This is a genomic window from Streptomyces echinatus (genome assembly GCF_014203595.1).
GTDB lineage: Bacteria > Actinomycetota > Actinomycetes > Streptomycetales > Streptomycetaceae > Streptomyces > Streptomyces echinatus.
This window is the reverse complement of the sequence record NZ_JACHJK010000002.1, coordinates 108248-133967: the sequence shown is the minus strand read 5'-3', so window position 1 is coordinate 133967 and position 25720 is coordinate 108248. Positions and strand designations below refer to the sequence as shown.

At 72.9% G+C, this 25720-nt stretch carries 20 protein-coding genes; 13 read left to right on the top strand and 7 right to left on the bottom strand.

Annotated elements, in window-relative coordinates; translation table 11 throughout:
* The first annotated feature begins 52 nt into the window (after positions 1–52).
* The 8 genes from FHS34_RS05135 (at position 53) to FHS34_RS05100 (ending at position 8268) form a co-directional block, all read left to right on the top strand.
* Entirely contained in the window at positions 53–994 is a 942-nt protein-coding gene (locus FHS34_RS05135) for a Zn-ribbon domain-containing OB-fold protein (RefSeq protein ID WP_184961594.1), read from the top strand.
* On the top strand, positions 991–2061 hold the full coding sequence (locus FHS34_RS05130) for a thiolase family protein (protein WP_184961591.1): 1071 nt from the start codon (positions 991–993) through the stop codon (positions 2059–2061). The genes FHS34_RS05135 and FHS34_RS05130 overlap by 4 nt, the downstream gene beginning before the upstream one ends.
* Positions 2058–3224, top strand: a complete 1167-nt coding sequence (locus FHS34_RS05125; protein WP_184961589.1) for a thiolase family protein — start codon at positions 2058–2060, stop codon at positions 3222–3224. The genes FHS34_RS05130 and FHS34_RS05125 overlap by 4 nt, the downstream gene beginning before the upstream one ends.
* A gap of 117 nt (positions 3225–3341) precedes the next feature.
* A complete protein-coding gene (locus FHS34_RS05120) occupies positions 3342–3584 on the top strand; it encodes a DUF397 domain-containing protein (protein ID WP_184961586.1) in 243 nt (80 codons plus the stop codon).
* Between the two features lie 170 nt (positions 3585–3754).
* A complete protein-coding gene (locus tag FHS34_RS05115; RefSeq protein ID WP_184961584.1) occupies positions 3755–4657 on the top strand; it encodes a universal stress protein in 903 nt (300 codons plus the stop codon).
* Positions 4658–4841: 184 nt separating this feature from the next.
* Positions 4842–6119, top strand: a complete 1278-nt coding sequence (locus tag FHS34_RS05110; RefSeq protein WP_184961582.1) for an extracellular catalytic domain type 1 short-chain-length polyhydroxyalkanoate depolymerase — start codon at positions 4842–4844, stop codon at positions 6117–6119.
* A gap of 165 nt (positions 6120–6284) precedes the next feature.
* Entirely contained in the window at positions 6285–7712 is a 1428-nt protein-coding gene (locus FHS34_RS05105; protein ID WP_184961580.1) for a 3-hydroxybutyrate oligomer hydrolase family protein, read from the top strand.
* Positions 7713–7770: 58 nt separating this feature from the next.
* Positions 7771–8268 carry a hypothetical protein gene (locus FHS34_RS05100; protein WP_184961578.1) on the top strand — a complete coding sequence of 166 codons (498 nt, stop codon included), beginning with the start codon at positions 7771–7773 and terminating at the stop codon, positions 8266–8268.
* A 14-nt stretch (positions 8269–8282) separates the two neighbouring features.
* Here the strand turns inward: FHS34_RS05100 and FHS34_RS05095 are convergent, their stop codons facing one another.
* Together FHS34_RS05095 and FHS34_RS05090 are read right to left on the bottom strand one after the other, a co-directional pair.
* The gene (locus tag FHS34_RS05095; protein WP_184961576.1) at positions 8283–10253 is read right to left on the bottom strand and encodes an N-acetylmuramoyl-L-alanine amidase; all 1971 of its coding nucleotides are present in this window, start codon (positions 10251–10253) and stop codon (positions 8283–8285) included.
* Positions 10254–10530: 277 nt separating this feature from the next.
* Positions 10531–11676 carry an aminoglycoside phosphotransferase family protein gene (locus tag FHS34_RS05090; protein ID WP_184961574.1) on the bottom strand — a complete coding sequence of 382 codons (1146 nt, stop codon included), beginning with the start codon at positions 11674–11676 and terminating at the stop codon, positions 10531–10533.
* Positions 11677–12009: 333 nt separating this feature from the next.
* Here FHS34_RS05090 and FHS34_RS05085 point away from each other — a divergent pair, with 333 nt between their 5' ends.
* Positions 12010–13506, top strand: a complete 1497-nt coding sequence (locus tag FHS34_RS05085) for a DNA-binding protein NsdB (RefSeq protein ID WP_184961573.1) — start codon at positions 12010–12012, stop codon at positions 13504–13506.
* 128 nt (positions 13507–13634) lie between these two features.
* Here the strand turns inward: FHS34_RS05085 and FHS34_RS05080 are convergent, their stop codons facing one another.
* Complete coding sequence (locus FHS34_RS05080) at positions 13635–15065, bottom strand: PP2C family protein-serine/threonine phosphatase (protein WP_184961571.1); 1431 nt, start codon at positions 15063–15065, stop codon at positions 13635–13637.
* Between the two features lie 350 nt (positions 15066–15415).
* Here FHS34_RS05080 and FHS34_RS05075 point away from each other — a divergent pair, with 350 nt between their 5' ends.
* Positions 15416–15829, top strand: a complete 414-nt coding sequence (locus FHS34_RS05075; RefSeq protein WP_184962826.1) for an SsgA family sporulation/cell division regulator — start codon at positions 15416–15418, stop codon at positions 15827–15829.
* 150 nt (positions 15830–15979) lie between these two features.
* A complete protein-coding gene (locus FHS34_RS05070; RefSeq protein WP_184961569.1) occupies positions 15980–18004 on the top strand; it encodes a phosphocholine-specific phospholipase C in 2025 nt (674 codons plus the stop codon).
* Here FHS34_RS05070 and FHS34_RS05065 read toward each other — a convergent pair.
* Positions 17994–19019: a Gfo/Idh/MocA family protein gene (locus tag FHS34_RS05065; protein ID WP_184961566.1), complete on the bottom strand. Its 1026-nt coding sequence runs from the start codon at positions 19017–19019 to the stop codon at positions 17994–17996. The two genes, FHS34_RS05070 and FHS34_RS05065, sit on opposite strands and share 11 nt — an antisense overlap.
* Before the next feature lie 67 nt (positions 19020–19086).
* Entirely contained in the window at positions 19087–20181 is a 1095-nt protein-coding gene (locus tag FHS34_RS05060) for a baeRF3 domain-containing protein (protein ID WP_184961564.1), read from the bottom strand.
* A 168-nt stretch (positions 20182–20349) separates the two neighbouring features.
* Between FHS34_RS05060 and FHS34_RS05055 the strand changes: the two genes are divergently transcribed.
* Both FHS34_RS05055 and asnB read left to right on the top strand, forming a co-directional pair.
* Positions 20350–21129 carry an alpha/beta fold hydrolase gene (locus FHS34_RS05055; RefSeq protein WP_184961561.1) on the top strand — a complete coding sequence of 260 codons (780 nt, stop codon included), beginning with the start codon at positions 20350–20352 and terminating at the stop codon, positions 21127–21129.
* 276 nt (positions 21130–21405) lie between these two features.
* Entirely contained in the window at positions 21406–23247 is a 1842-nt protein-coding gene (gene asnB / locus FHS34_RS05050; protein ID WP_184961559.1) for an asparagine synthase (glutamine-hydrolyzing), read from the top strand.
* 22 nt (positions 23248–23269) lie between these two features.
* Here asnB and FHS34_RS05045 read toward each other — a convergent pair whose 3' ends face one another.
* Positions 23270–23794, bottom strand: coding sequence for a DUF4232 domain-containing protein (locus FHS34_RS05045; RefSeq protein ID WP_184961557.1), 525 nt, complete (start codon positions 23792–23794; stop codon positions 23270–23272).
* Positions 23795–23955: 161 nt separating this feature from the next.
* On the bottom strand, positions 23956–25560 hold the full coding sequence (locus FHS34_RS05040) for an alpha/beta hydrolase (RefSeq protein WP_184961555.1): 1605 nt from the start codon (positions 25558–25560) through the stop codon (positions 23956–23958).
* Positions 25561–25720: the final 160 nt, after the last annotated feature.

Here is a 25720-nt window from a genome sequence, read left to right as displayed (position 1 = left end):
GCGCCTCTCCGGGGCGCGATCAGAGACCTTGCCCGAAGGAGGCCCCTTCCCCATGCCCGAAGTCCTCAGAGCACCCCTGGTCCTCGAGTTCCCCTTCACCCGCTCCCTCGGCCCCGTCCAGAGCGCCTTCCTCACCGGCCTGCGCGAACGCGTCGTACTCGGCGTGCGCACCACCGACGGCCGCACCCTCGTCCCGCCCGTCGAGTACGACCCCGTCACCGCCGACGAGATCCGGGACCTGGTGGAGGTCGCCCCCACCGGCACGGTCACCACCTGGGCCTGGAACCACGCCCCCCGCCGCGGGCAGCCCCTCGCCACCCCCTTCGCCTGGGTCCTGGTGCGGCTCGACGGCGCCGACACCGCCCTGCTGCACGCCCTCGACGCCCCCGGCCCCGACGCCGTCCGCACCGGCATGCGGGTGCGCGTACGCTGGGCCGCGGAGCGCACCGGCGCCATCACCGACATCGCGTGCTTCGAGCCGTACGACGGCGAACCGGAGCAACCGGGGTGCCACAGCGGCGAGTTCGAGAACCCGCTCACCGGCATCGTCGCCCCCGCCCGCCTCGACTACACCTACTCGCCCGGCCGCGCCCAGTCCGCCTACATCGACGCCCTCTCCGCACGCCGTACCGTCGGCGAGCGCTGCCCGTCCTGCCGCAAGGTGTACGTCCCGCCGAGGGGTGCGTGTCCCACATGTGGCGTGGCCACAGCCGAACGGGTCGAAGTAGGTCCCCGGGGCACGGTCACCACCTACTGCATCGTCAACATCAAGGCCAAGAACCTCGACATCGAGGTGCCGTACGTCTACGCGCACATCGCCCTGGACGGCGCCGACCTGGCCCTGCACGCGCGGATCGGCGGCATCCCCTACGACCGGGTCCGCATGGGCCTGCGCGTGGAACCGGTGTGGACCGAGGGTGCCCGCTTCCCCGACCACTACCGGCCCACCGGCGAACCCGACGCGGACTACGAGACGTACAAGGAGCTGCTGTGACCAGCCAGGAAGCGCCCGGCCCCCGGGACGTCGCCGTCGTCGCCTTCGCCCAGAGCGACCACCGGCGCTCCACCGAGGACTCCTCCGAGGTCGAGATGCTCATGCCGGTGCTGCACGAGGTCCTGGCGCGGACCGGGCTCAGGACCGCCGACATCGGCTTCACCTGCTCCGGCTCCAGCGACTACCTGGCCGGCCGTGCCTTCTCCTTCACCCTCGCCCTCGACGGGGTCGGCGCCTGGCCGCCGATCTCCGAGTCGCACGTCGAGACGGACGGCGCCTGGGCGCTGTACGAAGCCTGGACCAAGCTGCTCACCGGCGACGCCGACACCGCGCTCGTCTACTCCTACGGCAAGTGCTCGCCGGGCTCGGTCCGCGACGTCCTCACCCGCCAGCTCGACCCGTACTACGTCGCCCCGCTGTGGCCCGACGCCGTCGCCCTGGCCGCCCTCCAGGCCCAGGCCCTCGTCGACGCCGGGCACACCGACGAACCGGCCCTCGCCGCCGTCGGCGCCCGCAGCCGCGCCGACGCCACCGCCAACCCCCACGCCCAGCTCAAGGGCGAGGTGCCGCAAGGCGACTACGTCGTACGGCCGTTGCGCACCGGCGACTGCCCGCCCGTCGGCGACGGCGCCGCCGCCGTGATCCTGGCGGCGGGGGACCGGGCCCGGGAACTGTGCGCGCGGCCCGCCTGGATCCGGGGCATCGACCACCGCATCGAGGCCCACGCCCTGGGCGTGCGCGACCTCACCGACTCGCCCTCCACCCGGCTGGCCGCCACGAGGGCGGGGGCCTTCGAACGCCCCGTCGACACGGCCGAGCTGCACGCGCCGTTCAGCTCGCAGGAGGTGATCCTGCGCAACGCCCTCGGTCTCGACGACAGCGTGTGCGTCAACCCTTCGGGCGGTGCCCTCGCCGCCAACCCGGTCATGGCCGCCGGACTCATCCGCATCGGCGAGGCCGCCGCCCGCATCCACCGCGGCGCCTCCGACCGCGCCCTCGCCCACGCCACCTCCGGCCCCTGCCTCCAGCAGAACCTGGTCGCCGTACTCGAAGGGGATCCACGATGAGCAAGGAGCCCGTGGCCGTCACAGGGATCGGCCAGACCAGGCACGTGGCCGCGCGCCGGGACGTGTCGATCGCCGGGCTCGTCCGGGAGGCCGCCCGACGGGCCCTGGACGACGCCGAGCTGACCTGGGCGGACATCGACGCCGTCGTCATCGGCAAGGCGCCCGACTTCTTCGAGGGCGTCATGATGCCCGAGCTGTACCTCGCCGACGCGCTCGGCGCCGTCGGCAAACCCATGCTGAGGGTGCACACCGCCGGCTCCGTCGGCGGGTCCACCGCGCTGGTCGCCGCCAACCTGGTCGCGGCCCGTGTCCACGGCACGGTCCTCACTCTCGCCTTCGAAAAACAGTCCGAGTCCAACGCCATGTGGGGCCTGTCCCTGCCGATCCCCTTCCAGCAGCCCCTGCTCGCCGGAGCCGGCGGCTTCTTCGCCCCCCATGTGCGCGCGTACATGCGGCGCAGCGGCGCCCCCGACACCGTCGGCTCCCTGGTCGCCTACAAGGACCGCCGCAACGCCCTGAAGAACCCCTACGCCCATCTGCACGAGCACGACATCACCCTGGAGAAGGTCCAGGCCTCGCCCATGCTGTGGGACCCCATCCGCTACTCCGAGACCTGCCCGTCCTCCGACGGCGCCTGCGCCATGGTCCTCACCGACCGTGCCGGAGCCGCCCGCGCGCCCGGGCCGCCGGCCTGGCTCCTCGGCGGTGCCATGCGCAGCGAACCCACCCTGTTCGCCGGGAAGGACTTCGTCTCCCCGCAGGCCGGCAAGGACTGCGCCGCCGACGTCTACCGGCAGGCCGGCATCGCCGACCCGCGCCGGGAGATCGACGCCGTCGAGATGTACGTGCCGTTCTCCTGGTACGAGCCCATGTGGCTGGAGAACCTGGGCTTCGCCGCGGAGGGCGAGGGCTGGAAGCTCACCGAGTCGGGGGTGACCGAACTCGACGGGGACCTGCCGGTCAACATGTCCGGCGGGGTGCTGTCCACCAACCCCATCGGGGCCTCCGGCATGATCCGCTTCGCCGAGGCCGCCCTCCAGGTGCGCGGCCGGGCCGGAGAACACCAGGTGGACAGGGCCCGCAGGGTGCTCGGCCACGCGTACGGCGGCGGCTCGCAGTTCTTCTCCATGTGGCTCGTGGGATCCGAGCCCCCCGCTTCCTGACGGACCACCGCGCAGGGCGGGCCGGACCGCCGCGAAGATCGTCACCACGTGCCCTGTCCGCCGTCGGAACCGGTCGCTAGGCTGGCCCGCGGACGACGAACCGGGAGGAGTACGGACGTGGCCGAGAGCACCATCCAGCAGCAGCCGTTCGTGGGCTGGGACAAGCCGGAGCTGGACCTCAGCGGGGCCGACTGGCAGTCCAGCAGCCGAGGTCTGGGCGATGTCCAGATCGCCTTCGTCGAGGGCTTCATCGCGATGCGCAACAGCGGCCGGCCGGAGAGCCCCTCCCTGATCTTCACCCCAGCGGAATGGGGCGCCTTCGTCTCCGGCGCGCGGGAGGGCGAGTTCGACCTGACCTGAGGCCCCGCGGCGACCCGGGGCCCACCCGAACCCCACCCGGACCGCCTCCCCTGAACCGGGGGTGTCGCGGCCCGATTTCCGGACACGCGATCAGCAGCGCCCTGCCGGGCCCGGACCTGAGCGAGGCTGGCCCCAGTAAGGGGAAGATCGTGTTCCGGAGGTGAGGAAGGATGAGCGCTGCCCCGGTCATCGCCGCGGTCGACGGTTCCGCGGACAGTCTGCGCGCCCTGGACTGGGCCCTGGACGCCGCCCGCCGCCGCGCGGCACCGCTGCGCGTGGTGCACGTACGGCAGTACGCGGCCTGGGGACAGGCCGACGTGCTGGTCGCCGCACCGCCCGAGGCGGACGGCGATCCGGTGCTCGACGAGGTCCGCACCCGGATCGGGGACCGCCCCGGGGAGCCGGCCGTCGAGTACGTCGCCCTGGAGGGCGTCCCGGGTGCCGTCCTGCCCGAACTGGGCGGTGACGCCCAGCTGTTGGTGCTCGGCTCCCGGGGCCGCGGCGGCTTCGCCAGTCTGCTGCTCGGCTCCAACGGCCTCGCCGCCGCCCGGGACGCCGACTGCCCGGTGGTCGTCGTCCCCCCGCCCGGCCGGGAGGTGCACGGCGAGGGGCCCGCCGAGCCCGGGCCACGGGTGGTCGTCGGACTGCACGCCGACAGCCCCGACGAGGGCGTGCTCGCCTTCGCGTTCGCCGAGGCCGCCCTGCGCGGCGCCCGGCTCCAGGTGATCGCCGCCTACCCGTGGCCGGTGCAGACCTGGTCCGCCCCCGGCCAGGTCGTGCCGCTCCTCGCCGACCAGGACGCCGTGGAGCACGAGACCCGCGTCCTCGCCGACGGCTACCTCGCCCCCCACCGTGGGCGCAACCCCGAGGTCCGCGCCGACGCCGAGGCACTGCCCGGCGACGCAGCCGGACACCTGGTCGCCGCCTCCAAGGACGCCGAACTGGTCGTTGTCGGCCGGCACCGGCGGCGGCTGCTCGCCCCGGCCCGCATGATGGGCTCGGTCACCCAGGCCGTGCTGCTGCACGCGGCCGCCCCGGTCGCGGTGGTGCCGCCGGCCCCGCCGGAGGAGTGAGGCCGGCCGGTCCGGCGTAGCAGACCGCACAGCGCGCCGCAATCCGTCCGCCGCCGACTGACGCCCCGGCGGCTGTGGGGCGCGGCTCCATGGTGCCCGGACACACCCGAACCTATGGTTCCGCCACCCCGGCACCATCTCCCGAGGGAGCGGCCGGGACCGTGTGTCCACCGAAGGAGCCGCCATGCCACAGCCCCTGGCCGGCCGTACACCCGGAGCGCCACCCCGGGCCCGGCTGCCGCACCGCCCGACCCCCCGTCTTCTGTCCCGCCTCCTCGCCGTCGTCGCCGTCCTCCTCGGCACCCTGCTCGCCGGCCCCGCGCCCGCCGCCCGCGCCTCCGTCACGCTCACCCGGGTGAGTGACTTCGGCACCAACCCGGGCGCCCTCACCATGTACGTGTACCGGCCCGCCGGCCTGCCGGCCCACCCCCCGGTGGTGGTGGCCCTGCACGGCTGCACGCAGAGCGCCCAGGTCTACGCCGACAACTCCGGGCTGCCCCGCCTCGCCGACCAGGACGGCTTCCTGCTGGTGCTCGCCGAGACCGGCACCGCCAACAACCCGAGCAAGTGCTTCAACTGGTTCCAGTCCGGCGACAACCGGCGCGGCCAGGGGGAGGCCCTGTCCGTGCGGCAGATGGTCGCCCGGGCCGTCACCGCCTACGGCGCCGACCCGCGGCGCGTCCACGTCACCGGCCTGTCCGCGGGCGGTGCCATGACCGTGGTCATGCTGGCCACCTACCCCGACGTCTTCTCCGCGGGCGCGGTCGTCGCCGGCCTGCCCTACGACTGCACCCGGGACAACAGCCCCTACCTCTGCATGAATCCCGGCGTCGACCTGAGCCCGGGCGACTGGGCCCGGCGCGTGCGCGACGCCTACCCGTCGTACACCGGGCCGTGGCCGCGGACGGCCATCTGGTACGGCGACCAGGACACCACCGTCGCACCGCGCAACGCCACCGAACTGCGCGACCAGTGGACGGCCCTGCACGGCCTGTCCCAGACACCCACCCGGACGAACACCATCGGGCCGGACGCCACCCGGCAGGACCAGTACCTGGCCGCCGACGGCACGGTCGCCGTCGAGGTCGACCGCGTTCCCGGCATCGGCCACGGCACCCCGGTCGATCCCGGAGCCGGCAGCGAGCAGTGCGGGAGCACCGGCGCACCGTACTTCCCCGTCTCGATCTGCTCCAGCCGCTGGATCGCCCGGTTCTTCGGCCTGGACACCACCGAGCCGGGCGGCTCCGACCCCGGCGGCTCGGACCCGGGCGGCGGCACGGCGGCCTGCTGGACGGCGAGCAACTACGTCCACGTACAGGAAGGGCGGGCCACCACCAGCGGCGGCTACACCTACGCCGGCGGCTCGGGCCAGAACATGGGCCTGTACAACACGTTCGTCACCCACACCCTCAAGGAGTCGCCCACGGGCTACTTCACCCTCGCCGACGCCGGCTGCCCCTGACCGCCGGTCAGCCGACGTCCCCTGACCGCGAGTCAGCGGCCGCGCCGGGTCGCCATGGTGGCCGACACCGCCCGACGGGCCGTCATCATGGCGGCCCCACACATGTCCGCGGTCACCGTACGCCCCTTAGCCTCCAGCGCGTCCCCAACCCGCCGGAGGAACCGTATGCCCCACCGCACCTCGACCCCGGGCCGGCCGGCCCGGCGCACCACCCTCGGTGCCCTGTCGCTCGCCGCCGTCTGCTCCCTGCTGGTCACCCCGGCCACCGCGGCACCCGTCGGCCCCGGGACGGCGGACGCCCACTGCGCCGGACTCGCCCGGCTGCACGTGCCGGGCGCCGCCCACCAGCGGGCCGACTGCCTGGACGAGCTGACCACCGCCGGGACCGTGGCCTCCGGCCACACCGACCCGGCCGACTACGCGGGCCTCACCCCCAAGGACCTGTCCACGCCCGGCGGCGTCCCCGGCATCCAGATCGACGGCTACTTCCCGGACACCTCCACCACCAACACCAACCACGGCTGGCAGCACGACTCCCAGTTCGTCATCCGGCTGCCCGACCACTGGAACGGCGGCCTGGTGGTCGCCGGCACCCCGGGCAACCGCGAGCAGTACGCCAACGACCGGGCCATCGCCGACTGGGTGCTCGCCCGGGGCTACGCCTACGCCGCCACCGACAAGGGCAACACCGGAACCGCCTTCTTCCGCGACGGCCGCCGTCCCGCAGACGCCATCGCCGAATGGAACACCCGCCTCACCCAGCTCACCCGCGCGGCCCGCACCGTCGTCGCACAGCGCTACCACCGGACCCCCTCCCGCACCCTCGCCACCGGCATGTCCAACGGCGGCTACCTGGTCCGCTGGCAACTGGAGAACCACCCCGAGCTGTACGACGGAGGGGTCGACTGGGAAGGCACCCTCTGGCGTTCCGACGGCCCCAACCTGTTCACCTTCCTGCCGGCCGCCCTGCGCCACTACCCGGCCTACGCCGCCGGCGGCCCCGCAGCCGGCGAGGCCGCGGCGGCGCTGCACCGGGCCGGCTTCCCGGCCGGCTCGGAGTTCCTGTGGCCGTACCACCACCAGGTCTACTGGGACCTCACCCAGCGCATCTACCGTGAGGAGATCGACCCCGGCTACGACGGGGACACCGAGGCGGGCACCCCGTACTGCGCCTCCGGCACCCCCGCCTGCGACGCCGACTACGCCTACCCGGCCCGCCCCGCCGCCGTCCACCGGGCGGTCGGCCGCATCGCCCTCACCGGCCGCATCGGCAAGCCCCTGATCACCCTCCAGGGCACCCTCGACGTGCTGCTGCCGATCAGCGAGGACTCCGACGTCTACGCCCGTATGGTCCACCGGGCCGGCCGCGGCTCCCTGCTGCGCTACTACCGCATCGAGGACGGCACGCACACCGACTCCCTGGCCGACGTCTTCCCCGGCCGGCTCCGTCCGATGGTGCCCTGCCACCGCTCCGCGTTCGCGGCCCTGGAACGCTGGACCGCGGGAGCGGGCCGCCCGCCCGCGGACCACACGGTGGCACGCCCGGCCGGTGCGGACCCGGCGACCCTGCTCACCAGCTGCCCGCTGCGATAAGTGATCTTCCGGACGGCCGCAGGTCACCCACCGCAGCACGGACACGTACCATGGCCGCATGTCGTTCCTCCGCCGCCGCAGCGCGACCCCTGCCGGACCCGACTTCGACGTGCTGGCCATGGACCCGGGCGACTGGCCGGGCAATCTCGGCGCGGGCCTGCTGCCCGCCCCCGACGGCACCTGCCAGGGTGTCTTCCTGCGCTACGACCTGTTCGGCGGACGCGGCCCCGCCATGATCATCGGCAACCTCCCCGAGGGCTCTCCGGCCCGCGAGGTCGCCGAGGGGGAGATCCCGTTCGAGGTGGGCCAGCTGCTGCTGGCGCTGGAGAACGAGGAGGAGGTCACCGTCGTGGGCACCGAGGACACGCCGGTGCTCCAGGGCGACAACCTCCTCATCGTGCGGCGGCTGAAGCTCTCGGAGACCCGGATCTCCTGCGTCCAGTTCGACCGCAGCGACGGCGTCCTGGTGACCATCGCCGCCTGGGACCGACCCATCACCGACGACCTGTACGCCCTGCTGAAGCCGCTCCCGGCGGAGCTTTTCCAGCAGGGCTGAGCAGGCGGGCCCCGCTAGCGGACGGAGCCCTCGAGTGTCACGTCCGCGGCCCGGACGAACGCGATCCGATGGCCGTACTGGATCTCGTAGTACAGGTCCTGGCCCACCACGACCCGGTGCGAGTCGGTGGTGAAGGTGACCGCGTAGTAGTACTCGCCCGGCATCACGTCACCGGCCACGTACTTCTGCCCGGCCGGGATCGTGTAGGGCAGCGGCACCACGGACTGGGCGGGCACCCCCGCCGGGTAGGCCTCCTTCTCCGGGTACGCGCGGCCGTACACCGGGACGCTCGCGAGGCCGTCCCTGGGAGTCACCACGAGACCCTTCGCCGACACCGCCGCCGGGTCCTTGGGCGGGTTCCGGAACCAGGCCTTCTGCCCCAGGTACCAGATCGCCGTCCAGTCGCCCCAGCGGTCGGCGACCGCGTACTGCTGGCCGGTGGAGACCCGCGAGGACAGGTCGTTCACCCCGTCGGTCGGGTCCGTCTTCAGACCGATGTCCTTGATCAGCGGGGCGGTCGCGTCGTGGTCCGTGTACAGCCGCACCTCGCCGGAGCCGTGCTCCGCGCACGGCACGCCCTTGGTGGTGCAGCCGGTGTACACGGGGCGGTTCGAGGCGTAGTCCGGCAGGATCGTCACCAGCCCGGACTTCTTGCCGCCCGCCCGCCCGAAGGGGTGGCCCAGCAACTGGAAGTAGTGCCGCCAGTCCCAGTACGGGCCGGGGTCCGTGTGCATGCCCGGGATGGTGGACGTGGTCGGCCCGGGCACGTTGTCATGGCCCAGGACGTGCTGCCGGTCCAGCGGGATGCCGTACTTCCTGGAGAGGTACTTCACCAGTCGCGCCGAGGACCGGTACATCGCCTCCGTGTACCAGGCGTCCGGCTGGGCGAGGAAGCCCTCGTGCTCGATGCCGACGGACCGCGCGTTGACGTCCCAGTTGCCGGCGTGCCAGGCCACGTCCTTCGCCTTGACGTGCTGGGCGATCAGACCGTCGGTCGAGCGGATCGTGTAGTTCCATGACACATAGGTGGGGTCCTGTATCAGTTTCATGACCCCGTCCCACCCGCCTTCCGTGTCATGGATGACGATGTACTTGATGCGCTGCGACGCCGGGCGGTCGCCGAGATCGTGGTTGCCGTAGTCGTCGTTCCCGAACTCCGCGTAGGGCGCCGGGACCGACTCGCAGGACACCGACTTCGGGCACTCGGTGCCGTCCGTGGGCAGTGTGGGCAGACCGGCCCGCCGCAGCTGGGCGGTGTCGGGGGTCAGCCGCGGCTGCGCGGCCAGGGTCACCAGCTGCCCGCCGTCCGTGACGCGTTCCTCGCCCGTGCGCAGCACGTCGTAGACGTCGTCGGCGTACGCGGCGGCGGTCGCGCTGTCGTCGGCGCCGGAGAACCGGGCCACCGCGCCGTACCAGTCGGCCGGATCGGCGCTCGGCGGCTCGCCGAGCTCCTTCTGCGCGGCGGCGAGCAGGGCGGCACCGCCGGCCACGTTCGCCGCCGGGTCGGTGCGCAGTTCGCCGGCCGGGATGCCGGACAGCTCCGCCGCCTTCGGTAGGGTCTTCAGACGGTCGGGGACCGCCGACTCGGCGGGTGCCCCGACGGTGGGGTGCGGCGCGGGGCGGGCGGAGTCGCCCCGGGCGTCCTCCGTCCCCTCGGCGAAGTGCTCCGCGGTGGCGAGGGCGGTCCGGGCGTCGGTGAGGTGCATCGGCCCGTAGCCGCCGGTCACACTGGGCGCTCCGGCGTGCCCGTCCCAGCGGGACTGCAGATAGGAGACGGCCAGGAGAACGCTCTGCGGTACGTGGTAGTCGGCCGCCGCGGTGGCGAACGCCTGCTGCAACCGGCTCGCGGAGGAGTTCGTGGCGGTGTGGGCCGGGGACGCGCCGAGCAGGGGCAGCAGCAGGGCCGCGGAAGCGAGCGGGACGGCGGTCCGCCGCAGGCGTCTGGGGCCGGGTGTGGACGTGGGGTCGGTGGCGGATCCTCGCAATGCGGCCTCCTGTGACGGGCGGAGCGTGGCGGGGTGTGCGGCGCCGAGCTGGGTCAGTGGTACCGGCTTGCCGACGATCCGTCAATGATGCTGCCACCGAGGTGATTTCCCACGTCACGGAGGGTTTACGGCGAGTTTCGCGGCGGCGGCGCCCGGGCCTGCGAGGCGTCACTGGCTTACACCAGTGGCCCTGCCGGACACCTTTGCCGAAGGCGCCCGGACACGAAGGTCCGCGGTGTGCCGCCGCTCAGGGCACACCGCGGAGCCGTCGTCCCCGTCAGCGAGTGCCGACCGCCGCGCGGACGGCCCTGCGGGCCATCTGGCAGTCGTCGTGCAACCGCCTGAGCAGCAGCCGCTGTTCCTCGCCGGACGGCGCAGCACCCGGGTGGGCCGTGCCCGGTGCCGCCGGGGCCGCATCGTGCATCGAACGCTGCACGGCCGTCTCATAGGTCCGGATCTCCCGGGTGAGCAGGAGCATCAGGTTCACCAGGAAGGCGTCCCGGGAGGCCGGGCCCGCCGACTGGGCGATCTGGCTGATCTGCCGACGCGCCACCGGCGCTTCCCCGAGGACCAGCCACAGCGTCGCCAGGTCGTACCCCGGCAGATACCAGCCCGCGTGCTCCCAGTCCACCAGCACTGGACCGGCCGGTGAGATCAGGATGTTCGAGAGCAGGGCGTCGCCGTGGCAGAACTGGAGCATGCCGTGCCGGCCCACCTCGTGGGCGATGCCGTGCAGCAGCTTCTGCAGATCACCGAGGTCCCGGTCGGTGAGCAGGCCCAGCTCGTGGTACCGGGAGATCCGGGCCGCGTAGTCCAGCGGCATGTCGAACGTGCCCGCCGGTGGCCGCCAGGCGTTCACCCGGCAGATCGCGCCGAGCGCGGCCCGGATGTCCGCGCGCGGCGGCACCTCCACCGGATGCCGCTGGAACGCCGCGGTCCGGCCCGCCATCCGTTCGATCACCAGCGTGCAGTTGTCCGGGTCCGCCGCGATCAGCCTCGGCACCCGGACCGGCGGCCGGTGCCGGACGAACGAGCGGTATGCGGCTATTTCCTGGCGGCTCCGCTCCGCCCAGGCCGGCGAGTGGTCCAGGAGACACTTGGCGACGGCCGTGCTGCGCCCCGTCGTCCCCACCAGGAGGACGGACCGTCCGCTGCGCCGCAGGACCTGCACCGGGGCGAACTCCGGGCAGATCCGGTGCACCGAGGCGAGCGCGGTGCGCAATTGAGCGCCCTGGGGGCCGGAGAGGTCGAGCCTCCCGCTGAGCGGCTGGGACCCGGGCTGGCCCGGGATCCGCCGGGGTCGGCCCGCGCCCAGCACGGGGCCGCCCGGACGCGCCGCCGGATCGAGGTACGGCCCCCCGCCCGGGGGGCGGGAGCGCAGCGGCCGGGGCGGGGCGGACACGGAGGACGATGCTGCGTACATGGGAGATACAGATCCCTTCGTGTGCCTGCTGTGCCTGCCTGTACGTCCGCGTTCCGAACCCGTGCTCGCGGGTGCGTGACCCGTGAGCGTGTGTTCGGGAGCGTGCGCCCACCCGGCCCGGTCGCCCGGGCACACCCTGGGGAATGTGCCCGTCATATGCCGCTATGGGGCCGCCATATGGAGCTGGCGACCGGGTCGGGGTGGCTCGTTCCTACCTGACACCCGATGGCCGGTGGCACACCATCTGGCGGACCCTGGCGAACCGTGGCGAATAGTCGCCCGGCAACCTGCACCGGGCTACTGTCAACTCAGCCGAGAACCTGGGGGCTTGACGTGAGCGGACAACCCAACACCCGCCTGGCGGACCTGTTCGGCCTGGCCGGCTGGTCGAAGGGCGAACTCGCGAGACTGGTCAACCGGCAGGCGGCGGCCATGGGCCACCCCCAGCTGTCGACCGACACCTCCCGGGTGCGGCGGTGGATCGACATGGGAGAGATCCCGCGCGATCCCGTGCCGCGGGTGCTGGCGGCTCTGTTCACCGAGCGTCTCGGCCGTGTCGTGACCATCGAGGACCTCGGTCTGGTACGGCACGGGCGTGCGGGGAAACGGCAGGGCGACGGGATCGAGGAACATCCCGACGGTGTGCCGTGGCCGCCCGAGCGAACCGCCGCGGTCCTCACCGAATTCACGGGAATGGACCTCATGCTCAACCGACGCGGCTTGGTGGGCGCGGGTGCCGCGCTCGCCGCGGGATCCACACTCAGCAGCGCCATGCACGACTGGCTGCACACCGACCCGGCCCTGAGGGCCGACGCCCCTCTGCTGGACGACCCCCTGCACGCCGATCCCGCCGGGTTCGACCGGTACGAGGCAGCCCCCATCGGGTCGCAGGAGATCGAGGAACTGGAACGCTCGGTCGAGGTGTTCCGCGCCTGGGACGCGGCCCGCGGCGGCGGGCTGCAGCGCAAGGCGGTCGTGGGCCAGCTCAACGAAGTGGGCGGCATGCTCGCCTACCACCATCCACCCCACCTCCAGCGGCGCCTGTGGGGCGTCGCCGCCAACCTCGCCGTCCTGGCGGGCTGGATGTCGCACGACGTCGGCCTGGAGCCCACGGCGCAGAAGTACTTCGTCATCGCCGCCCATGCCGCCCGGGAGGGCGGAGACCGGCCGCGCGCCGGTGAGGCGCTGTCCCGGGCGGCCCGCCAGATGGTGCACCTCGGCCGGCCCGACGACGCCCTGGACCTGATGAAGCTCGCCCAGTCCGGTGCCGGGGAGCGGCTGCAGCCGCGCACGAAGGCCATGTTCCACACCATCGAGGCCTGGGCGCAGGCGTCGATGGGCAAGGGCCAGGCGATGCGCCGCACGCTCGGCCGGGCGGAGGACCTCTTCGTCTCCGACCGGCAGGACGCTCAGACGCCGGACTGGATGCAGACCTTCAAGGACGAGGACCTGTACGGCATGCAGGCGCTCGCCTACCGCACGCTGGCGGAGTTCGATCCGGGTGCGGCCGCGCCCGCCCAGTACTACGCGGAGAAGGCCCTCGCCCTGCGCGTGGACGGACGGGAGCGGTCGAAGATCTTCGATCACCTCTCCATGGCGTCGGCCTGTTTCATCGCCGACGACCCCGAACAGGCCGACCGTTACGCACGGCTGGCGCTGATGTCGATGGGGTCGAACTCCTCCCGGCGTACCTGGGACCGGCTGCGGCAGATGTACCGTCTGACCGCGGAGTACGCCGGCTATCCGAAGATCCACCAGCTGCGGGAGGAGATCAGGCTCGCCCTGCCCAAGCCGAGGGCCAAGAGGGACGGCAACAGCGCACAGGCATAGGGGACCTGTGCGCCGTCCGGCCCGAGGGGCTCGGTTCGTACGATGACGGCGGACCGGTCGGCCTTGCCGGATCAGTCCATACGGTGACCTGGGCGGGTCGTGTCATTGCCGTGCCTCCGCGGGCCGGCTCATGCGGTGACCCTGGCGACGATCACACACGCGTCGTCCTCGCGCCCGGCGCCACCGAACTCCTCCACGAGCGTTCGCACACAGTCCTGCGCGGTGCGCGCCGCGCCGAACCGTGGGGCGAGGCCGAGCAGCCGGTCCACGGCCGCCGTCCTGCTGTGCCCCGGCACCAGCCCGTCTGTGTGCAGGAGGAGCAGGTCGCCCGGTCGCAAGGTGACGACGGACTGCCCGCGGACGGCGCCCGGGCAGGCGCCGAGGAGGACGCCGTCCGGTGTGTTCAGCATGCGCCCCGTCCCGTCGCGGTACAGCAGCGGGGCGGGGTGTCCCGCCTGGGCCCAGATCAGGGTGCGGGACTCGGGCCGGTAGCGGCAGCAGACGGCGCTGCCGAGGGCGGGCTGGACCGTGCTGTCGAGTAACCGGTCGAGCAGGGTGAGCAGCTCACCGGGCTCCGTGCCGGCCATCGCCATGCCGCGCACGGCGCCGAGCAGCATCGCCCTGCCGGAGGCGACCGCCACGCCCTGGCCGGTGAGGTCGCCCACGGTGAGCAGGGTCTGGCCGTCGGGCAGCTCCAGCGCGTCGTACCAGTCGCCGCCGATCAGGGTGGCGGTCGCGGCCGGGAGGCGGTGGGCAGCCAGGTCCAGTGCCACCGGTCCCCGGTGCGGGAGCCGCAGGGAGCCGCGCCATGGCGGGAGCACGGCTTCCTGCAGCTCTGCCGCGATCCGGTGCTCGGTCTGCTCCTGCCGGCGGTGCCGGGTCAGCGAGTCACGGGTCTCGCGTACCGTCCGCTGGCTGCTGCGCAGTTCGCTGACGTCGCGCAGTACGGCCCACATGGAGGCCGTGCCGCCGTCGGCGCCGAGCACGGGTTCGCCCATCATGTGCACGGTCCGCGGGGCGCCGTCGGGCCGTACGACGCGGAACTCGCCGTCGATGGGCCTCGCGTCGACCAGACAGCCCGTCACCATGGAGGTGAGTCTCGGCCGGTCCTCGTCCAGGACCAGGCTGGGCAGCTCGTCCAGGGTCAGGGCCGGGCGGGCCGGGTCGAGACCGAGGATCTGGTACAGCTCCCCGGACCAGGTGGCCTCGTCCGTCAGCAGGTTCCACTCGGCGCTGCCGACGCGGCTGAGCAGCGCACCGTCCGGGGTGCCGGCCGTCCGGGGCCGGCCGGGGGGCGGGGCGTCGGTCTGGGCCGGAGCGGGCGGCGGACCGTCCCGCAGCTGAGCCAAATGGGCATCGAGATCGTCCAGTTGATGCAACGCCAGGTCGCACAGGGCGCGCTGCCAGCGCTCCTCGGGGTCCGAACCGTCGCTCCGGGTGTCCCGCCGTACGGCGTCCACCTCGCCCTTGAGCCGCCGCGCCTGCGTTATCAGTGCCTCGACCGAGCCGCGACCTGGCGGCTGGGCGGCTGGATGGTCCGCGGAGACTGGGGACGGCATGACGCACTCCGAAAGGGGGGAACGGTACGGCGGGGACGACGGGGGACCATTACGACTCTCGCACAGCCCGCGACGCCCTGTAAGGGATTTGGCAACACACGATACGGTGGTGCTTTCGGCATATGCCAGAGTCTTCCCGGAGTGATCCACGGGTACGAATGACGTACGCGCCGGGACGGTCAAGTCGTAGAGCGATTACGCGAGTTGCGGCGATTTCGACTGCCCGGACTCAGTGCTCACGCTAATGTTCGACGCTTTTCTGTTCCATTGATCGGCGGAGCGGCCGGTACCCGCCGAACTCTGACCGGAATTCGCGGCATGCGCCAGGCCTTCACGCACTCCTTATGAGCATGGACATCACCCTCGAACAACTCACCCGGGCCAGGCTCGTCACCGCCGAGGACTTGGAGGTCCCGGTAGCGGCCACCCTGCGCTACACCGCGGACGATCCCCTCGCCGTGTTCCTGGACTTCCCGGCCGAGGCCGCCCTGCACGGCGAGGAGGTCACCTGGACCTTCGCACGCTCCCTGCTCGACCAGGGGCTGCGGGCCCCGGCCGGCCACGGGGACGTCCAGATATGGCCGTACGGGCGTACCCGGACGGTACTGGAGTTCCACTCGCCGCACGGTATGGCCCTGCTGCTGTTCCAGGCCGCTGCGCTGCGGCGCTTCCTGATGGGCACCTACGAGCTGGTGGCGTCCGGCCAGGAGGACGTGTCGGCGGTGGTGGAGCGGGGGCTGAGCACGCTGTTCGGCGGGGTGTGAGGCGGCCCGGGGCTCCGGCGGGACGCCCCGACGCGACTTCGGCTTCTGTTCACCCTGGACTCACCGCACGGGTATGGACCCCGACGATCACCGCGGGCACCCTGGCGCGCGGTGTGCCACAGGGGCACCCCCTGGACGAGGACGGGGCGAATGACACCGATCACCCGAAGAGACTTCGTGGGGCTCGGCGCCTCCGTGGCGGCGGGTGCGGCGCTGAACCTCGGCGCGCGCACCGCCTCCGCCGCGGCGGCCACGGCGACGGGCACGATCAAGGACGTGCGGCACGTGGTGATCCTGATGCAGGAGAACCGCAGCTTCGACCACTACTTCGGCCGGCTCAGGGGAGTACGCGGCTTCGACGACCGCAGCGGCATTACCCTGAGCGGCGGCCACTCGGTCTTCGACCAGCCGAACGGGACCGGCCGCCAGTACCCGTGGAAGCTCGGCGCGACCCCGGACGCGGGCGGCGCGGACGGTGAGACGCTCGCCCAGTGCAGCGGCGACCTGCCCCACTCCTGGGCCTCGCAGCACGCCGCATGGAACAAGGGCCGGATGGACAAGTGGGTCGCGGGCGTCGGCAACGTCCGCTCGCTCGGCTACCTGGACCGCTCCGACATCCCGTTCCACTACGCGCTCGCCGACAACTACACCATCTGCGACGCCTACTTCTGCTCCACGCTCAGCGCCACCGGCCCCAACCGCACCTACCTGTGGAGCGGCAAGGTCGACCCCTCCTCCTACGACGGGGGCGAGGAGTCCGGCCTGACCTGGCAGAACTACGCCGAGGCGCTGCAGGCCGCCGGAGTGACCTGGAAGGTCTACCAGAACGCGGCCGACAACTACGGCGACAACGGCTGCGCCTACTTCAGGAGTTTCACCGGCGCCAAGGCGGGCGATCCGCTGTACGACCGGGGCATGTCCTCGGTGCCGAGGGTCACCGGCTCGACACCCGACGACATCGCCGCCGCCATCAAGGCCGACGTCGTCGCGGGCACCCTCCCGCAGGTCTCCTGGGTCGTCCCCGACCAGGCCTCCTCCGAACACCCGTACGCCCCGCCCGGCGACGGCGCCCACTTCGTCAGCATGGTCTACCAGGCCCTCGCGGCCGACAGGGACGTCTTCGACTCCACCGTCCTCTTCCTCAACTACGACGAGAACGACGGCTATTTCGACCACGTACCCCCGCCGGCCCCGCCCGCCGGGACCGCCGGGGAGTTCCTGAACGGGGTGCCGTACGGATTCGGCTTCCGCGTGCCGATGATCGTCGTCTCGCCCTGGACGCGCGGGGGCTGGGTCTCCTCGGAGGTGTTCGAGCACACCTCGGTGCTGCGCTTCCTGGAGACCTGGACGGCGGCCCTCGGCAAGCCCGCCAAGTGCCCCCACATCAGCGACTGGCGGCGCAGCGTGAGCGGCGACCTGACCGGCGCATTCGACTTCGCCCACCCGGTACACGGCCCGGTCTCCCTGCCCGCGACCCATGTCATCGGCCTCGGCACCTGCGGCCCGCTGCCCAACCCGGTGCCGACGGACAACGCCCTGCCCGCCCAGGAGGACGGCACCCGCCCGGCCCGCGCGCTGCCCTACCAGCCGAACGGCTACCTGGACAGGCTGGAGTTCGGCGCGGCCGGGAAGATCCTCGCCTGGTTCACCATGGCCAACCAGGGCGCGCCCGCGTCCCGGGCGGTGCACTTCTCCATCCACCCGAACGCCTACCGGGACACCACGCCCTGGCAGTACACGGTCGACGCGGGCGGCACCGCCTCCGACTCCTTCAACATCGGCACCGGCTACGGCGCCGGCAAGTACGACCTGACCATGGTGGGCCCCAACCGCTTCCTGCGCCGGTTCCGGGGGGACGCCACGAAGGCCGGCCGGACCGCCGAGGTGAGCACCCGGTACGCGGTGGAGTCCGGCACCGGCAGGCTCGCCGTCTGGTTCCGGATGACCAACTCGGGCACCTCGCCGGTGAAGTTCACGATCACCTCCGGCCACTACCGCGGCGACGGCCCCTGGACCTACACCGTCGCCGCGGGCGCCTCGGCGGAGGACTACTTCAACGCCGTCGCGTACCAGAACGGCTGGTACGACTTCACGGTGACCGTCGACTCCGACGCGACCTGGTCGCGCCGGTTCACCGGACACCTGGAGACGGGCGCCGCGAGCGTCAGCGGCTGACCCCGGCGTACAGGTCCGGGCGCGGGGCGAACTCGACAGTCGTCCGGGCGCCGGTCTCCAGCGCCCGGACCCCCGCCTCCGCGACGACGGACGCCGCGTAACCGTCCCAGACACCCGGACCGGTGACCTCGCCCCGCCGGGTGGCGTCGACCCAGGCCTGCACCTCGCGGTCGTAGGCGTCGGCGAAGCGCACGAGATAGTCCTGTGCCACGTCCTCGCGGGCGCCGCCCGCCGTGGTGACCACCATGGTGTGCCCGTCGCCGATCCGGGCGCTGCCCTTCTCGCACACGGCCTCGCACCGCACCTGGTAGCCGAAGCCGCAGTTCACGAAGACCTCGACGTCGACCAGCGCGCCCCCGTCGGTCTCGAACAGCACGAACTGCGGGTCGAGCAGCCCCTCGGGCGCGCTCCCGGACGGCGCGGGCCGCAGCACGGTCACCGCCGTCAGCTCCTGCCCGAGCAGCCAGCGGGCGGCGTCGATCTCGTGCGAGACCGAGCTGTTGACCAGCATGGCGCTGGTGAAGTGGCCGGGGGAGGAGACGTTGCGATGGGTGCAGTGCAGCATCAGGGGCCGGCCCAGGGCGCCCTCGTCCAGCAGGGCCTTCAGCCGCCGGTACTCGGTGTCGTAGCGGCGCATGAACCCGATCTGTGCCAGCCGGCGGCCGAGCCGCGCCTCCGCCTCCACGACCCGCAGCGCGCCGGCGGAGTCCGGCACCATGGGCTTCTCGCACAGCACGGGCAGGCCCCGGCGGAACGCCGCGAGCAGCGCCTCCTCGTGGGCGGGGCCGGGGGAGGCGACCAGGACCGCCGCGACGCCGGGCGCGTCGAGCGCGGCCACCGGGTCGGCGTGCACGGTCACGCCGTCCAGACCGGCCGCCGCCTCCTTCGCGCGCTCGACATCGGGGTCGGCCACGGCCGCCACCCTGGCGCCGCTGACCACCCGGTCAAGGCGTCGTATGTGGTCGGCTCCCATGTGTCCGGCACCCAGTACCGCCACACCCAGCAGGTCACCCATGCGCGCGCTCCCTTACGCCGACGATCACGCCGTAGCGTACGCCGACGGGAGAGCGGTCCCGCGGGGGTCAGTACCGCAGTACTCCCGCGATGCCGTCCGCGTCGCCCAGCGCGCCGTCGGGCACGAAGCGCACGTCGGCGCCGGTCTCCAGGCACTGCTCGACGATCTCGTCCACGATGTCGTCGCGGGCGTCCAGATCGCCCGGTTCGGCGGGCACGAGGTGCTCACCGAGGTCGCGGACGGTGGCCCGGAAGTTCTCCTCCACCGCCAGCAGCCGGACCCGGCCCTCGCGCGCGCTCTGCCACAGCTCGTCCAGGCCGGCCGCGAACGTCCGGTGACCGCGCGCCGAGGTCAGCTCCCCGACCACGGCCGTGGTGCCCTTACGGGACTCCGCCTCCAGCACCGGCCGCAGCGCCTGCCAGACCGCGTCGGGGCCGGCCTGCGCGAGGCCGCCGTGCGGGACGTGGACGGCGGCCTTGGCGACGCTGCCGACCTCGTCCAGCAGGGACAGTGCCGCCTGCTCGCCGGTGACGTACACGGGCCGCGGCTGCTCGCGCAGGACCGTGCTCAGGGCGGTGTCCGCCTCGCGCAGGAACTGCCGGGTGCCCTCGTCGCTGAAGATGCTCGGCAGTCCGCCCGTGCGCATCTGGCGCTCGGGGTCGAAGTTCTCCTGCCGGCGCTCCAGCGGGAAGCCGCCCGAGCGGTCCTGCACTACCCGGTCCTCGCCGCCGCTCCACAGGGTGGCGCGGTCCGCGGAGACGGACAGCACCCAGAACGGCCGTTCCGCGGCCTGCGCGGCGACCAGGTTGCGGGTGAGGAAGGTGTCCGACAGCACCACCCGCTCGGGAACGGGGCGGGCCAGGGACCACACCTGGTGCTCGCCCGGTGCGGCGAAGATCACCAGGCCGTCCTCGGTGTGCGCCAGGTCCACCTCGGCCAGGGCCCGGTCGAGCTGTGCCACGACATCGGCACGCCGTTCGCGGGTGACGGCGGGGTCGGACTCCAGGCGTCTGCGTGCCTCGGTCACCACGTTGCGCAGGCGGACCGGATCCTGGCCGCCTCCACGTTCACCACGGTGCGTCGGGGTCAGTACGGAGACCGCCGGATAGGGGCGCGGGCGCCGCAGTTCGGCGAGGGTCGCGGGACTCAGTGCGTGCTCCATGACAGCACGATAGGGCGGAATCACCTGTACGGCATTCGGGGTAATCCGGACGCGGGCGACTTCGCCGCCCACCACCGGATTTCTGTCCGGAGGCCGGTGACGCGGGACCGTGCGGCCGGTTACCGTACCCGTCAGTAACCGGACCGTGCCGCATCCCAGGAGGCCCTCATGCCACAGCTCGACGTCGACGGAGCGACGCTGAGATACGACGACGAGGGCCCCCGCGGCGCCGCGGACGTGCCGCTGGTGTTCGTGCACGGCTGGACCGCGAACCGGCACCGCTGGGACCACCAGACGGCGCACTTCTCCGCAGGGCGCCGGGTCGTCCGGCTGGACCTGCGCGGGCACGGGGAGAGCACGGGGGCCGGGGTACGGACCGTCGCGGAGCTGGCGCAGGACGTCCTCGCGCTGCTCGACCACCTCGGGGTGGACCGGTGTGTGCTGGTCGGCCATTCGATGGGCGGGATGATCGCGCAGACCATCGCCCTCGCGCACCCCGCGCGGGTGGAGCGGATGGTGCTGGTGGGCTCCATCGGCCGGATGACCTACAGCCGTGGCCGCGGCCTGCTGATGGCGGCCTCCACGCTGGTGCCGTTCAAGCTGTTCGTGGCCGCCAACATCCAGCGGGCCTTCGCGCCCGGCTACCCGCGCGAGGAGATCCGGGCGCACGTCCGCGCCTCCGCCGCCACCCCGCGCGAGGTCGTCATGACGCTCTACGGCGCGATGCGGGCCTTCGACGTCCTGGACCGGGCCGGCGAGATCACCGTGCCCACCCTGATGGTGCACGGCTACCACGACGTCCAGCTCCCGGTGCGGCAGATGCTCCGGATGGCCAAGGCCTACCCCGACGCGGTCGTACGCGTCCTGGACGCGGGCCACGAGCTGCCGCTGGAGAAGCCGGCCGAGCTGACCGGGGCGCTCGAGTCGTTCCTGGCCGCGAAGCGCTGAGGCGCGGTGTGCTTGAGCAAGTTTTTGCCTGTGACCGGATCTTGTCGCCGGCGCGGTGGTGACAGGCCCCTCCACGGATTTCGCCGAGGCAAAACCCGGCCGAAACCGTGGGGCGGGCGGCCCTCCCGAAGAGTCCCCGCGTTGACGCGGCCGGGCACCTGACGGACGCTCGTCATATAGGTGCTCGATACAACTGGTTTGCCGGCCGGTCGCCCGTCCGCCGAGAAGGCGCAGGTGAACGCGGCCGTGCCGGTAGCCGGAGGCAGGAGGCAGCGCATGTGCGGCATCACCGGATGGGTCTCCTTCGAACGCGATCTGACGGCCGAGACCGCCACCCTGGACGCGATGACCGAGACGATGGCCTGCCGGGGCCCGGACGACCGCGGGACCTGGACCGAGGGCCCCGCCGCCCTCGGGCACCGCCGGCTCGCCATCATCGACCTCCCCGGCGGCCGTCAGCCGATGTCCGTGCCGACTCCCGAGGGCCCCGTCGCCCTGGTCTACTCCGGGGAGGCGTACAACTTCACGGAGCTGCGCCGCGAACTGACGGACCGCGGCCACCGGTTCACCACCGACTCCGACACCGAGGTCGTGCTGCACGGCTATCTGGAGTGGGGCGACGCGGTCGCCGAACGGCTCAACGGCATGTATGCGTTCGCCGTGTGGGACGGCCGGCACGACAAGCTGGTGATGATCCGCGACCGCATGGGGATCAAGCCGTTCTACTACCACCCGACGGCCGACGGCGTCCTGTTCGGCTCCGAGCCCAAGGCGGTCCTCGCCAACCCGCTGGCCCGGCCCCGCGTCACCCCGGACGGCCTGCGCGAGCTGTTCGTCATGGTCAAGACGCCGGGACACGCCGTCTGGGACGGCATGCGCGAGGTGGAGCCCGGCACCGTCGTCACCGTCGACCGCTCCGGCCTGTCCACCCGCGTGTACTGGCGCCTGGAGACCCGCCCGCACACCGACGACCGCGACACCACGATCGCCACCGTGCGCTCACTCCTCGACGACATCGTGCGCCGCCAGTTGGTCGCCGACGTGCCGCGCTGCACCCTGCTCTCCGGCGGGCTCGACTCCTCCGCCATGACCGCGCTCGCCGCCCGTCAACTCGCCGTGCAGGGCGAGACGGTGCGCAGCTTCGCCGTCGACTTCGTCGGTCAGACCGAGCACTTCGTCGCCGACGAACTGCGCGGCACCCCCGACACGCCCTTCGTGCACGACGTGGCCCGGCTCGCCCGCACCGACCACCAGGACATCGTGCTCGACTCCGACTCCCTCGCCGACCCCGCCGTGCGCGACCGGGTGATCCGGGCCCGCGACCTGCCGTCCGGCCTCGGCGACATGGACGCCTCGCTGCTGCTGCTCTTCCGCGCCGTCCGGGAGAAGTCCACGGTGGCCCTGTCCGGCGAGTCCGCGGACGAGGTCTTCGGCGGGTACCTGCAGTTCTTCGACGAGGAGGCGCGCCGCGCCGACAACTTCCCCTGGCTGACGAACATGGGGCGGCACTTCGGCGAGGACGCGGGCGTGCTGCGCGCGGACGTCGCCAAGTCCCTCGACCTGGAGGGCTATGTCGCCGACGGCTACCGCACCGCCGTCGCCGGTATCGACCGGCTGGACGGCGAGAGCGACTTCGAGTACCGGATGCGGCAGATCAGCCATCTGCACCTGACCCGGTTCGTGCGCATGCTCCTCGACCGCAAGGACCGGATGAGCATGGCCGTCGGCCTGGAGGTCCGGGTGCCGTTCTGCGACCACCGGCTGGTGGAGTACGTCTACAACGCGCCCTGGGCGCTGAAGTCCTTCGACGGCCGGGAGAAGAGCCTGCTCCGGGAGGCGGCGGCGGACGTCCTGCCCGCCTCCGTGTACCGGCGGGTGAAGAGCCCGTACCCGTCCACGCAGGACCCGAGGTACGCCCGCGCGCTGCAGGAGCAGGTCAAGGACGTGCTCGCCCGGCCTTCCCACCGCGTCTTCGACCTGGTCGACCGGGACCGGGTGCGCGAGGCCGCCGAGCGCACCGCGCCGGTCAGCACCCAGGCGGCCCGGCGCGGCCTGGAACGCACCCTGGACCTCGCCCGCTGGCTGGACCTCTACTCGCCCGAGCTGGTGCTCGGCTGAGCCGTCCCGCCCGGCCCGGTGCTCAGCCGAGGCCGACGGTCCGGTCCGCGGCCGCCGCCGACGGCTGCCACCACGTGGCCACCGGCTCCCACACGGGCACCTGCCGTCCGGTGCCGAGCTGCCCGGCGGTGAAGGAGCGGCCCCAGTGCGAGGTGGACGCCGCCACCGTGACCGTGCCCACCCGGCGGGCCTCGGGGTCCGCCGGGTCGTCGATGGTCCGGACGTCGGCGTAGGCGGTGCCGCCCGCCGCGAGCCGGTGGGTGCCCGCGCGGGTCTCCGGCACGGGCAGCGCGGCCCCGTCCAGGTTCCCGAAGGTCACGGTGGGCACGCGGTCGACGACGCAGGCGCGGGCGCCGCGGTTGGTGACGCTGACCCGCAGCACGGTCGGGTCGCCGGCCGCGGCCTTCGCCCGCATCGTCAGCGACTGCTCGGTGCAGCGGGCGGACCGGTCGGGTGCGGCGGCGGCCTGGCTCTGCGGCGCGGTCAGCGGCAGGGCCGCCAGGGCGGCCGAGGCGGCGGATACGGCGATGGCGGCGCGGATGCGCATGAGGGTGTCCCCCTGTCGTGGACGGACGGGATACGGCGGTCGAGGGGCGCCTGCCCGGAGTGACGACCGGTATGTCAGGGAGGTCGCCCCGGTGTGCCTCGGATACCCGGTTGCGTCACTTCTGTCACCGGCCCGCGGCGCGGGGTCGCCCGCCGGCGCCGTCAGTCGCTGTGTTCCGGGGTGCCGCCGGGGGGCGCGTCCGCCGGGCAGGAACTGCCGTTCGGGGGCAGTGAGCCGTAGAGCAGGAAGTCGTTGACCTTGCGGTGCACGCACTTGGACGAGGAGTACCCGGTGTGGCCCTCGCCCTTGTTGTCGAGCACCACCGCCGACGAGCCGAGCCGCTGGGCGGTCTCCACGGCCCACCGGTACGGCGTCGCCGGGTCCCCGCGCGTGCCCACGAGCAGCATCTTCGCCGAGTGCACGTTCTTCACCCGGTCGCGGATGAAGTCGGTGCCCTTGGGGCGGCCGTAGCACATGAGCAGCTGGGTGAGCCGGTAGCGGCCGAAGACCGGCGAGGCCTCGTCGTACGCGGTCCGCAGTTCGTCCAGGTCCTTGCTGAGCCGTGCCGCGGCGGGCCGGTCCGGGTCGTCCGCGCAGTTGATCGCCATCAGCGCGGCCACCAGGTTGTCCGACGGGACGTCCTCGGCGTCGACCAGCCCGCCGTCCGTCGGGTGCCGGTCCCGGGGCGGCTCCATGCCGCCCGTGGAGAAGGCCAGGACGCGCCGGGCGTCACCGTCCTCGACCAGCGAGACCAGGGCACGCTGCAGCGACGGCCACAGCTCCTTGCTGTAGAGGGCCTGTCCGATGGCGCCCACCAGGTCCTGGCCGGACAGCTTCCCGCCGAGGCCCGTGGGCAGCGGGTCCTCGTCGAGCGAGCGCACCAGCCGGAGCACCTCGTCGCCGGCCGTGCGCCGGTCCTGCCCGAACGGACAGCCGACGTCGGTCGTGCACCAGTCGAGGAAGTCCTCCAGCGCCGTCTGCTGCCCCTCGGCGCCCGCCACCCCCTGCTCGGCCAGGGACTCGGTCAGTGTGTCCACGCCGTCGAGGGTGATCCGGCCGACCTTGCCCGGGAACTGCGCCGCGTACACCGCGCCGAGCCGGCTGCCGTAGGAGAATCCGAGGTAGTTGAGCTTGTCGTCGCCGAGCGCCTGGCGGATCACGTCCATGTCGCGGGAGGCGTTGATGGTGCCGATGTGGGGCAGCACCGGGCCGGAGTGCCGGGCGCACTGGGCGGCGGCCTGTTTCAACTGCTTGAACAGTGCCTGCGGGTGGCCGATGTCGGCGTCCTTCTCCGCCACGGCGGAGGCCTCGTCGCTGCCCTCGCCGCAGCTGACGGGGGAGGACCGGCCGACCCCGCGCGGGTCGAAGGTGACCACGTCGTAGCCGCTGGTCAGGTCCATGAACTGTCGGCCCTCGGAGGCCAGCTCGGGGATGCCGGCCCCGCCCGGGCCGCCGAAGTTCAGCAGCACCGACCCCTGCGACTCACCGGTGGCGCGGTAGCGGGCCAGTGCCACGTCGAGGGTGCCCGCGCCGGGCCTCGCGTAGTCGATCGGGACGGTGACCTTCGCGCACTGCAGGTCCTTCGGCATGTCCGGACCCTCGCAGGCGCCCCAGACCGGTTTCTGCCCGTAGAACCGGGACAGGTCGGGCTGCGGCCGGTCGGCGGCCGCGGCCGCGGGCAGTCCGGCTCCGAGCAGTGCCAGGGCGAGTGCCGAGGCGCCCGCGCAGCGCCGCACGGCGGCCTGTGTGGACAGCATGGCCAGCATCGATGCCTCCCGGGGCGCGCCGCGGACCGGGGACGGCGCCCTCGGCTCACCATAAGCGGCCCCCGTCCCGGCCGCCCCCGGGCGGGCGGGACGGCACGGTCCGTCGTATCCTGCGCACGCTCGGTGCCCAGTTGGTGATCATTTACAGGCTTTGCGCGTA